Source organism: Roseateles sp., from assembly GCF_031397715.1.
In the GTDB taxonomy this organism is placed as follows: domain Bacteria; phylum Pseudomonadota; class Gammaproteobacteria; order Burkholderiales; family Burkholderiaceae_C; genus Paucibacter_A.
The window spans coordinates 1-9268 of the sequence record NZ_JANNMI010000325.1 but is presented as its reverse complement, the minus strand read 5'-3'; the positions used below and the strand labels follow the sequence as shown (position 1 = coordinate 9268).

Genomic DNA, 9268 nt, shown 5'->3' with positions numbered 1-9268 from the left:
ATGGTTGGCCGCGAGGGCCGTCGGATAGAAGTGCCGATCTTCCTCTTTCGGTTGGTAGTTGTACGCGTAGCACTTGTTCGGATCGAAGTAGCCGACGTAGGTGCTTGCGCTGTTGTAGGTGGCACCGGTGTGCGCGGCGGTGATCGCCGTCGGGAACTCGACCGACAAGGCCAAAGCCAGATTGCCCGGTACGGTGATGCTGGCGAACAGCGCCTGGTCGGCCAGCGGCGTCTGTCCGCTTGATGGCAAGCAAGCTAGCAAGGCGGCGAGGCCGGCTGCGGGGCGGATACTGCTGATGAATCTGCGCATGGTGCGTGCTCTCCTGACTGTGGTGAAGTCGATCATCCGGTGATCGTGGCCTGGAAGAAGGATTGAGTGTTGCGCGGGCCGCTGACCCGAATCGTTACGCGGTAGACGGCCTGCACCGGCAAGGCACTGTCCTCGACCTTGCCGCCGGCGTTGGGCGTGCCGCCGGATGGTGCGAGGTTGCCGGCCGTGGTGCAGCTGTTCTTGTCGACGGCGCCGGTAGCCACGCACATTCGGTCGATCACGTAACGCACGGTGACGCCCATGTCGAGGCCCTGATCGTTGACCACGATGGGCGCTGCGGTAAAGCCGCTGGCGGCGAAGGCCGCATCACTGAGCAGCAACACCGCGGGAATGCCCTGCGCGTCGGACGCGAGCAAGGCAGCCCGGTAGTTCGCACCGTTGTTGTCGACCTGCCGTGCGGCTTCGGTACCCAGCGCACCGTTGCTGATGAGTGCGATCACCGTGTTGAGCGCGCGTTCCCCTTGGTTGGTCAGGTCGCGCTTGAAACCGTAGTTGCCGGCGTTGAACAGCGAGGCGTTCCACGAGTTCATCATGGCGGCCGCGCCGATCAGCAGGATCGCCAAGGCGATCAGCGCAAAGATCAACACCACGCCGCGTTGGCGGTGCGGCGCGTGCCGCAGTTGGCGGGAGGGTGATTTCATGGTGGTGGCGGGGGTGGAGTAAGGGTGGCGCGCCAGGCGAGCATGACGTTGCGCAGCGGCACCGTGAATTCGACAACACGCAGCCGCATGCGAAGTTCGCTGGCGCTGAGCGTGCGCTGCACTTGCAGCGCGGCCGGCAGGGTGGAGAACATGGTGAGCGAGGCCGGCGAGACCGTGTCTTTTTCGATCATGTCGCCACGAACGATGGCAGCGACCTGTACCGACATGAGGGTGCGCGGGTCGGTGGTGCCATTGGTCAGCGCGGCTTCGGTGAAGCCTGCCGTGCCGGGCACCACCCAGGTGTCGACCGTGCCATTGAGATCGGTGTCCACGCCGTAGCGCACCCGCAGGTCGAGCACGCCGTTGGCCAGCGGCTGAACATCGCGATTGCCGTTCAGATTGAGCAGGTCGTAGCTGACAAGGTTGCTGTTGGCGTCGATGCCGAACAGTTGCAGCACCGGCCGGTTGCCCGTCACATTGCCCAAGGACAGGACGGTGGGCGCCTCATTGAGCGTGAAGCTGGAGAGCGACAGGCCGTTGATCGTGGGCGCAGCGTAGGCCCCCGCGAAGTCGAGTTGCTGGTTGGCGCCCCCCGCGAAGGGTGAGGTGACCTGCTGGATCATGCAGCCGAGCGTCGCGTCCGACACCAGGATCAGGTCGTCGGCGCGCAGGCCGACGGTGTTCTGCACGCGGATCGACGTTGTTGTGGCCGACGCCAACTGCCCCGAGATGGACGACTCGCTGGCACCGGAAGCGCCGGTAGCGATGGCCAACACGTCCGATCCGCCGCTGCCGATGCCAGGATAGACCACCACCGGCAGCAGACGGCGCTGCGTCGGAACGGCCTCGAATGGCGCCGGAAACGCCGCCGTGGCGGGCAGCAACTGGGCATTGTTCAGCGAGGCGCGCAGCAGGCAGCCGATGGCCGTGGGCGTCTGCATGAAGCCCGAGCCGGCGCTGCGCAAATCGCGGTCGAGCTGGTAGGACAGGTAGGCGGAACCCAGCGACAGGTCGTTGCGGGCACCGAGCGCCTGCTTGCCGCCTTCGAAGTTCACCATCACCTTGGTGAGGGCCAAGGTCAGCGCCAGCGCGATGACGACCGCGACCAGCAACTCGATCAGCGAGAAGCCGCGTGGCGCAGCGGCCTGTGGATGCCAAGCGCGCATCATGGGCCGATCTCCACGTCAGTGATGTAGCGGTTCGTGCTGCCAGTCGGCAGGTTGGGCGGCCGCCAGCTGATCTGAATGCGGGCGCGGTTGGGGGTGAGCATGGTGACCGTGCCCAAGCCGTTGGGAAGCCCGCTGGTCGCCGGGTCGGCCACACGGCCGGCCCAGGCAGCGACCACGCCGGCGCCTACCGCCGCAGTGTTGGCCCCCCACATCTCGGCGGCGAGGTCGCTGGCCAGGACGGCTGCGCGTTGGCTGTCTTCCGCGCTGACCGAGTACTGGACGGCTTTGGCTTGCAGGGACACCAGCCCCAACAGGCCGAAGGAAATCAGCAAGGTAGCGGCCAGAACCTCGATCAGGGCGATGCCCTTTTGGCGATGTAAGCGTTGTTTCATCTTGAGTGCCTCGATCAGCAGCCGTCTGGCGTCGTCGCGGAGTAGCTGCGAGCCGGGTCGCACAGCCGGACGCTCCCGCCCAAGGTCACCTGAACTTGCAGCGGGTGGTCGACCTTTGCGTCGACGTTCGGGTTGGTGATCCCGTAGCGGTTGATGCCTGCAGCCGCGAGCGTGCAGGCCGGGCCGCCAACGCCCGGTGCCGCGATCGCTGCCTGTCGGCCATTGGCGTTGAAACAAATGGCAGTCGGTCCAGCCAGCTGAACGCCGCCGGCCACATCAGCCAGGACGCCGCACTTGACCGCCTCGGAAACCTCGCCGGCTGCCAGCGGAATCGTCCGGATGGCCCAGAAGGCACCTGCATCAGCCGCCGTCGTCGCGCCGGTGCAAGTCTTCTGGTCGGTGAGAAAGAAAACCATCGGGCGGAAACGTCGCACGGCTTCGGTCTGCGCCAGCCGAACCCCGTTTTGCAGACTTTCAGCCACCGAACGGACCTTGGCGTTTCGTATCCAGCCGGTGAACGCGGGCATCGCCAAAGAGAGCAGGATGGTCATCAGGGTGACGGCCACCAACAGCTCGATCAACGAGAATCCGCGCGATCGGGTCAGCATGTTTGGCCCTTTTTCATGATCCAGTCGGTCGCGCAGGCGCCGTACGCGTTTGGCGCGGCGGTCGTGGCCTTGACTTCGCGTTCGTCGATGGTGTACGTGAACCCGGCGACCGAGCCCGATCCCTGGGCCTGCAGGGTGAAGGCGGTGGCGGTGGGCGCGGCGGCGCAGCTGACCACAAACTTGTTGAAGGTGCGGGCCGTCGCTGGCGTGGTGGCGCAAGGCGTCACGAAGCCGGCGACGCTCGCATAAGTCCGGTTGTCCTGGTAATACCGCTCCATCTGCGCCCGTACGGTCGACAGGCCCGTACTTGCATCGACGAGGTTGCCGCGGGTGATGTAGTCGTTGTAAGCCGGCAGCGCAACGGCAGCCAAGATGCCGACGATGGCGACCACGACCATCAACTCAATCAAGGTGAAGGCGCGTTGAGAGACTTGGCGGGCGGGCTTGTGGGACTTCATGGTGGCAGTTCTCCGTTGTTTGGGTGAATTGTGGATGGGCCAGAATCAAGGTGCTTGCCGCCCATCGCTAGCTTGGCTGCGCTCATCGGCCGGCATTCGTCAGCCGTGAGAAGCTTCACAAAATCGACAATTTGTTTCATGCTGCTCCGCGCCCCGACGAAGCGCCGAGGCGTAGGGCAGGAATCCCGGGCGCGAAACAGCCACCCGTGCTTTCCCCTATGATCAGCGCTTTGTAATTCGGGGCACGCACACCTCGGTCACGCGCCCCATGGCACTCAAGTCCTCTCTATCGGCAGATAACGCCGTGCCATTAATTGAATTACGGGATGTCACCTGCGGTTACGGTGATCGCGTCATCCTTGAGCAAGTCAATTTGAAGGTCACGCGCGGCAAGGTGCTGGCCCTGATCGGCACCTCGGGCGGCGGTAAAACCACGGTATTGCGGCTGTTGGGCCGGCAGATCCGCCCGCTCAAGGGTCAGGTTTTGTTCGACGGCGAGGACATCGGCCCCTTGAATCTGGATCAGCTGTATGCCGTGCGGCGCCGCATGGGGATGTTGTTCCAGTTCGGCGCGCTGTTCACTGATCTGTCGGTGTTCGAGAACGTCGCCTTCCCGCTGCGTGAGCACACCAAGCTGCCCGAGTTGATGATTCGCGACTTGGTGTTGATGAAGCTCAATGCGGTCGGCCTGCGCGGCGCACGGGACTTGATGCCGTCCGAGGTTTCCGGCGGCATGGCGCGCCGGGTGGCGCTGGCTCGTGCCATCGCCCTGGACCCCGATCTGGTCTTGTACGATGAGCCCTTTGCCGGCCTCGACCCGATCTCGCTGGGTGTGGCGGCCCGGCTGATCCGCGATTTGAATGATGCGCTGGGCCTGACCAGCATCATCGTTTCGCATGATCTGCACGAAACCTTTGCGATTGCCGACGAGGTTGCCATGATTGCCAATGGCCGCGTGGTCGCGCAGGGCACGCCGGACGAGTTGCGGCGTAGCGCCGACCCGCTGGTGCGTCAATTTGTCGGCGCCCAGCCAGAGGGCCCGGTGCATTTCCACCAAGCGGCCTGCCCGGTCTGCGATGACTTTGGATTGGGTGCCCGAGCATGACCCTCATTCCCAGCCAGATTGGCAGCGCCCTGAGGCTCAAATTGGCCGATATCGGCGCCGCGACCCGCTTGTTCTTGCAGATTTTGGCCCGCTTGCCGCAAAGCCTGCTGCGCTTCGGCCTGGTGCGCGATCAGGTATTTTTCCTCGGCAATCACTCGGTATCGCTGATCGGCGTGGCCGGCCTGTTTGTCGGCTTTGTGCTGGCGCTGCAGGGCTATTACACGCTGCAACGTTATGGCTCGGCCGAAGCGGTCGGCTTGTTGGTGGCGCTCAGCTTGGTGCGCGAGTTGGGCCCGGTGGTGGCGGCACTCTTGTTTGCGGGCCGTGCCGGTACGTCGCTGACGGCCGAGATCGGTTTGATGAAGGCCGGCGAGCAATTGACGGCGATGGAGATGATGGCGGTTGACCCGCTGACCCGGGTGTTGGCGCCACGCTTTTGGGGCGGGCTGATTGCCATGCCCTTGTTGGCAGCGCTGTTCTCGGCCGTCGGCGTGGTCGGCGGCTGGCTGGTGGCGGTGGTCTTGATCGGCATCGACGACGGCGCGTTCTGGTCGCAGATGCAGGGTGGCGTCGACGTCTGGGCCGATGTCGGCAACGGTGTCATCAAAAGCCTGGTGTTCGGCTTGACGGTCACTTTTGTGGCGCTGCTGCAGGGCTACACCTGCAAGCCCACGCCCGAGGGTGTGGCGCAGGCGACCACCCGCACCGTGGTGGTTTCTTCTCTGGCGGTGTTGGCATTTGACTTTGTGCTCACGGCCATGATGTTTTCTATTTGATTTTTGATCCAGATTCGGAGAAGAGCATGCAACAAGCCTCCAGGCATGACGCAGCGGTTGGGTTTTTCGTGTTGTTGGGCGGCGCTGCGCTGCTGTTTCTGGCCTTGAAGGCCGGCAATCTGCTGAGCCTTAATTTTGACGAGACCTACCAAGTCAGCGCCAAATTCGACAATATTGGCGGGCTGAAGAGCCGCGCCTCGGTCAAGAGCGCCGGCGTGGTGATAGGCCGTGTTGAGTCCATCACTTTTGACGACAAGACCTTCCAGGCCAAGGTCTTGATCAGCCTGAACAAAAAGGTCGCGTTCCCCACCGACAGTTCTGCAAAAATTCTGACCGCCGGCTTGCTGGGCGAGCAGTACATCGGCCTGGAAGCCGGCGCCGAGGAGAAGAACTTGGCTGCCGGTGATGTGATCAAGCAGACCCAGTCGGCGATCGTGCTGGAAAACTTGATTGGCCAGTTCCTGTACAACAAGGCGGCCGATGCCGGTACGCAAACAGGAGAAGCCAAACCATGAATACGAGCCGCCCACGCTTGCGGCCGATGCGGGCCTTGCTGTTGTGCCTGGCCGTGGCCGTCAGTGGTTGCGCCAGCATGCGCAGCGCGCCCGGCAGTCCGGGGCAAAAGCTGGACCCCTGGGAGCCCTGGAATCGCAAGGTGTTTGCCTTCAATGAATCGCTGGACGCGAATATCCTGAAGCCGGTGGCGACGGTCTATAGCGAAATCGTGCCCGGGCCGGTGCGGCAGTCGGTCGATAACTTTGTGGGCAATATTGGCGATGCCTGGACGGCGATTAATTTGGTTTTGCAGTGGCGGCTGAAGGCCAGCGTCGAGCAGGGCATGCGCTTTGCCGTCAACTCGACGCTGGGCTTTGGTGGCTTGCTTGACATCGCCACCGAGGTCGGCATCGAGCGCAAGAACGAAGACATGGGCAAGACTTTCGGCCGCTGGGGTACCGGCACCGGCGCCTACATCGTCTGGCCGCTGTTTGGCCCGTCGTCGGTGCGCGACACCCTGGCGATGCCGTTTGACTGGCAGGCGTCGCCGGCCTTCCTGTTCCAGGGCGGCACCAGCAAGGTGGCGATCTACAGCCTGCAGACGGTCAATGCACGCTCCAACTTTTTGCGTGCCAGTGAAATGCTGGAGGGCATTGCGCTCGACAAGTACACCTTCTTCCGTGACGCCTTTTTGCAGCGGCGCGGCAATTTGGGCAGTGATGACGAGTTTGAGGTCTTGGTGCCGGAGGTCAAGGACGAAAGCAATCCGCAAGCCGGACCCTGAGTGGCGCGAATGAAACCAATCCCAGGCTGAAGCGTTAGATGCCTTGGTCTGTTGAAATGAAGGAAGCGAATTAATGAACGTTAGCAAACACTTTTTGACCAAGCGCGCGCTGTTGGGCGCTGCCCTGGTGGCCGCCCTGAGCCTGGGCGCGCCGGCGATGGCTGCCGACGCCAGCGCACCGGACCTGCTGATTCGCCAGCTGTCGCTGGAGACTCTGGAGGCGGTCAAGGCCGACAAGTCGATTCAAGCCGGCGATCTGCAAAAGATCATCGGGCTGGTCGACACCAAGGTGATGCCGCATGTGAACTTTCAGCGCATGACGGCATCGGCGGTCGGGCGCTTTTGGCGCCAGGCCACGCCCGAGCAGCAAAAGCGCCTGCAGGACGAGTTCAAGACCCTGCTGGTGCGCACCTACGCCGGCGCGCTGACCCAGGTCAAGGACCAGACCATCGCCTTGCGCCCCTTGCGCGCCAGCCCGGAGGACACCGAGGTGGTGGTACGCACCGAGATTCGCGGCAAGGGCGACCCGATCCAGCTCGACTACCGCTTGGAAAAAGTCGCCGGCGTGTGGATGATTTTTGACGTCAATGTGCTGGGCATCTGGCTGGCCGATCAATACCGCAACAGCTTCGCGCAGGAAATTGGCGCCAATGGCATCGACGGCTTGATCAAGACCCTCGCCGACAAGAATCAAAAGGCCGCAGGCGGTGCCGCCGCCAAGGCCTGAGCATGCCGGCCCAAATGCTGAAGTTACCGCAATCGGTGCGGGTGGACGCGGCGCCGGCGCTGTGGCTGAGCCTGCAGGCCAGCCTGCGCGCCGAGGCGGCCCAGGTCAGCAGTGGCGCGGGGGCCGAGCTGAGCATCAACGCGGCCGAGTTGCAGCAATTTGACTCGGCGGTGTTGACGCTGTTGCTCAGCGCCGCCCGGCTTTGTGCCGAGCTGGGCCTGCGTTTGACGGTATTGAATGTGCCGGCCAAGCTGCAGGAGTTGGCACGCGTTTACGGCGTGGCCGAGCTGCTGTGGCCGGACTTGCAGGACGCCGGCCAAGCAGTTCAGACGTAGCGTTTGCTGCGCAGGTTTTTCTTGATCTCCTGCAGCATGGGCCGCAGGTTCTGACCCAGGCGCAGCGCCACGCCGGTGGTCAAAATGTCGATCGCGATCAGATGCAAGAGCCTCGACACCATCGGGCTGTAACGGTCAAAGTCCTCGGGGTGGTCAACCGCCAGCAAGACTTGACCCTGACCCAAGCCCATTGCCGCCAACGGTGAGCCGCTGGCCGTGATGATGATGATGGTGGCACCCTTTTTGCGCGCGATCTCGGCCGCGTCCAGCAGGTCGCGGCTGCGCCCCGAGTTGCTGATGATGACGGCGCAGTCGCCGGGTTGCAGCATGGTGGCGCTCATCAGCTGCACATGGCCGTCGCTGCAGGCAGCGGTGTTGACGCCCAGGCGGAAGAACTTGTGCTGCGCATCTTGCGCCACGATGCCGGAATTGCCGACGCCGTAGAACTCGATCCGCCGCCCCGTCCGGGCGGCCTCGGCCAAGGCATTGATGGCAATCTCGAACGCATGGCTGGCCGCGTCATTGCGGTAATGCAGCAAGGCTGCGACTGCGTTGTCCACCACCTTGACGATCAAGTCGGCGGGCTTCTCGTCCTCATCGACCGCCCGGTGCACAAAGGGCACGCCCTCGTTGACGCTGCCGGCCAGCTTGCGCTTGAAGTCGGTCAAGCCGTCATAGCCAACGCTGCGGCAAAAGCGCACCACCGTCGGTTTGGATACATGGGCGCGGTCGGCCAACTCGCTGACCGGCAGATTGGCGAAGGAGCGCGCGTCACTCAGCAAGAGCTTGGCGACCCGCTGCTCGGCCGGCGGCAAGGCCGGCAGCGCCGCCTTGACGCGTTCCAGAATACTCATGTCAGACATCCCGCCGGGCCGCCCCAAGGGATGTCTGCACCATGGCCTGAGGCCATGGCCGTCGCCAGGCACAAGCAGTCCGCAGGGACTGCCTGTGTCCGGGCTCCGCCCCCTTGGGGGGCAGCGATCGAAGTGAGCGTGGGGGCTGTCATTGCTCTTCCGCCCAGGCAAAGCCATCGCGCGCCACCAGGGCGCTGGCCGCGGCCGGGCCCCAAGAGCCCGCCGTGTAGGGCCGCGGGCCGGTGCTGTCTTGCTTCCAGGCGTCCAGAATCGGCTCGACCCAGCGCCAGGCCTGCTCTTGCTCATCGCTGCGCACGAACAGGTTCAGGCGGCCGGCAATCGCGTCCAGGAGCAGGCGCTCATAGGCGCCAACGCGGTTGGCCGCGAAGGCCTTGTCGAAGTCCAGATCCAGCGACACCGGCGTCAAGGCCTCGTTGTCCGAGCCGCCCTTGTGGGCCAGCAATTGCAGCTCAGCCCGTCTTCCGGCTGCAGCTTGATGACCAGCCGATTGGGTTGATTGGCGCCCGGGAAGATCGGGTGCGGCACCGGCCGGAAGTTGATGACGATTTGCGCGTCACGGGCGGCCAGGCGCTT

At 64.0% G+C, this 9268-nt stretch carries 14 protein-coding genes and 1 pseudogene; 6 read left to right on the top strand and 9 right to left on the bottom strand.

Features of this window, described 5'->3' with window-relative positions:
• The 7 genes from RMO57_RS14310 to RMO57_RS14280 all read right to left on the bottom strand — a co-directional run.
• The coding region (locus RMO57_RS14310) for a hypothetical protein (RefSeq protein ID WP_310387708.1) at nt 1-345 on the bottom strand (345 nt) is incomplete at its 3' end.
• Nucleotides 342-971: a hypothetical protein gene (locus tag RMO57_RS14305; RefSeq protein WP_310387706.1), complete on the bottom strand. Its 630-nt coding sequence runs from the start codon at nt 969-971 to the stop codon at nt 342-344. The genes RMO57_RS14310 and RMO57_RS14305, both read right to left, overlap by 4 nt.
• Entirely contained in the window at nt 968-2140 is a 1173-nt protein-coding gene (locus RMO57_RS14300; RefSeq protein WP_310387704.1) for a PilW family protein, read from the bottom strand. The genes RMO57_RS14305 and RMO57_RS14300 overlap by 4 nt, the downstream gene beginning before the upstream one ends.
• On the bottom strand, nt 2137-2532 hold the full coding sequence (locus RMO57_RS14295; protein WP_310387702.1) for a fimbrial assembly protein: 396 nt from the start codon (nt 2530-2532) through the stop codon (nt 2137-2139). Before RMO57_RS14295 ends, RMO57_RS14300 begins: the two co-directional genes overlap by 4 nt.
• A 14-nt stretch (nt 2533-2546) precedes the next feature.
• Entirely contained in the window at nt 2547-3140 is a 594-nt protein-coding gene (locus RMO57_RS14290; RefSeq protein ID WP_310387700.1) for a Tfp pilus assembly protein FimT/FimU, read from the bottom strand.
• Nucleotides 3134-3598, bottom strand: a complete 465-nt coding sequence (locus RMO57_RS14285) for a type IV pilin protein (protein WP_310387698.1) — start codon at nt 3596-3598, stop codon at nt 3134-3136. Before RMO57_RS14285 ends, RMO57_RS14290 begins: the two co-directional genes overlap by 7 nt.
• Nucleotides 3595-3738: a hypothetical protein gene (locus RMO57_RS14280; RefSeq protein ID WP_310387696.1), complete on the bottom strand. Its 144-nt coding sequence runs from the start codon at nt 3736-3738 to the stop codon at nt 3595-3597. The genes RMO57_RS14285 and RMO57_RS14280 overlap by 4 nt, the downstream gene beginning before the upstream one ends.
• A gap of 128 nt (nt 3739-3866) precedes the next feature.
• Between RMO57_RS14280 and RMO57_RS14275 the strand changes: the two genes are divergently transcribed.
• From RMO57_RS14275 to RMO57_RS14250, 6 genes are all read left to right on the top strand, one after another.
• Entirely contained in the window at nt 3867-4703 is an 837-nt protein-coding gene (locus RMO57_RS14275) for an ABC transporter ATP-binding protein (RefSeq protein WP_310387695.1), read from the top strand.
• Complete coding sequence (mlaE, locus tag RMO57_RS14270) at nt 4700-5479, top strand: lipid asymmetry maintenance ABC transporter permease subunit MlaE (protein ID WP_310387693.1); 780 nt, start codon at nt 4700-4702, stop codon at nt 5477-5479. Before RMO57_RS14275 ends, mlaE begins: the two co-directional genes overlap by 4 nt.
• Nucleotides 5480-5505: 26 nt before the next feature.
• Nucleotides 5506-5994 carry an outer membrane lipid asymmetry maintenance protein MlaD gene (mlaD, locus tag RMO57_RS14265; protein ID WP_310387691.1) on the top strand — a complete coding sequence of 163 codons (489 nt, stop codon included), beginning with the start codon at nt 5506-5508 and terminating at the stop codon, nt 5992-5994.
• Nucleotides 5991-6758, top strand: a complete 768-nt coding sequence (locus RMO57_RS14260) for a VacJ family lipoprotein (protein ID WP_310387690.1) — start codon at nt 5991-5993, stop codon at nt 6756-6758. The genes mlaD and RMO57_RS14260 overlap by 4 nt, the downstream gene beginning before the upstream one ends.
• A gap of 73 nt (nt 6759-6831) precedes the next feature.
• A complete protein-coding gene (locus RMO57_RS14255) occupies nt 6832-7485 on the top strand; it encodes an ABC transporter substrate-binding protein (protein ID WP_310387688.1) in 654 nt (217 codons plus the stop codon).
• Between the two features lie 14 nt (nt 7486-7499).
• Nucleotides 7500-7820: an STAS domain-containing protein gene (locus RMO57_RS14250; RefSeq protein WP_310387687.1), complete on the top strand. Its 321-nt coding sequence runs from the start codon at nt 7500-7502 to the stop codon at nt 7818-7820.
• Here RMO57_RS14250 and RMO57_RS14245 read toward each other — a convergent pair.
• Both RMO57_RS14245 and RMO57_RS14240 read right to left on the bottom strand, forming a co-directional pair.
• On the bottom strand, nt 7811-8668 hold the full coding sequence (locus RMO57_RS14245) for a MurR/RpiR family transcriptional regulator (RefSeq protein WP_310387711.1): 858 nt from the start codon (nt 8666-8668) through the stop codon (nt 7811-7813). The two genes, RMO57_RS14250 and RMO57_RS14245, sit on opposite strands and share 10 nt — an antisense overlap.
• Nucleotides 8669-8822: 154 nt before the next feature.
• A pseudogene (locus RMO57_RS14240) lies at nt 8823-9268 on the bottom strand (glucose-6-phosphate dehydrogenase); the annotation flags it as partial.

Excerpts from the sequence above, each read along its gene's own strand:
- RMO57_RS14305 (WP_310387706.1), bottom strand. The coding sequence starts at position 971 with ATGAAATCACCCTCCCGCCAACTGCGGCACGCGCCGCACCGCCAACGC.
- RMO57_RS14300 (WP_310387704.1), bottom strand. The coding sequence starts at position 2,140 with ATGATGCGCGCTTGGCATCCACAGGCCGCTGCGCCACGCGGCTTCTCG.
- RMO57_RS14295 (WP_310387702.1), bottom strand. The coding sequence starts at position 2,532 with ATGAAACAACGCTTACATCGCCAAAAGGGCATCGCCCTGATCGAGGTT.
- RMO57_RS14290 (WP_310387700.1), bottom strand. The coding sequence starts at position 3,140 with ATGCTGACCCGATCGCGCGGATTCTCGTTGATCGAGCTGTTGGTGGCC.
- RMO57_RS14285 (WP_310387698.1), bottom strand. The coding sequence starts at position 3,598 with ATGAAGTCCCACAAGCCCGCCCGCCAAGTCTCTCAACGCGCCTTCACC.
- RMO57_RS14280 (WP_310387696.1), bottom strand. The coding sequence starts at position 3,738 with ATGAAACAAATTGTCGATTTTGTGAAGCTTCTCACGGCTGACGAATGC.
- RMO57_RS14275 (WP_310387695.1), top strand. The coding sequence starts at position 3,867 with ATGGCACTCAAGTCCTCTCTATCGGCAGATAACGCCGTGCCATTAATT.
- mlaE (WP_310387693.1), top strand. The coding sequence starts at position 4,700 with ATGACCCTCATTCCCAGCCAGATTGGCAGCGCCCTGAGGCTCAAATTG.
- mlaD (WP_310387691.1), top strand. The coding sequence starts at position 5,506 with ATGCAACAAGCCTCCAGGCATGACGCAGCGGTTGGGTTTTTCGTGTTG.
- RMO57_RS14260 (WP_310387690.1), top strand. The coding sequence starts at position 5,991 with ATGAATACGAGCCGCCCACGCTTGCGGCCGATGCGGGCCTTGCTGTTG.
- RMO57_RS14255 (WP_310387688.1), top strand. The coding sequence starts at position 6,832 with ATGAACGTTAGCAAACACTTTTTGACCAAGCGCGCGCTGTTGGGCGCT.
- RMO57_RS14250 (WP_310387687.1), top strand. The coding sequence starts at position 7,500 with ATGCTGAAGTTACCGCAATCGGTGCGGGTGGACGCGGCGCCGGCGCTG.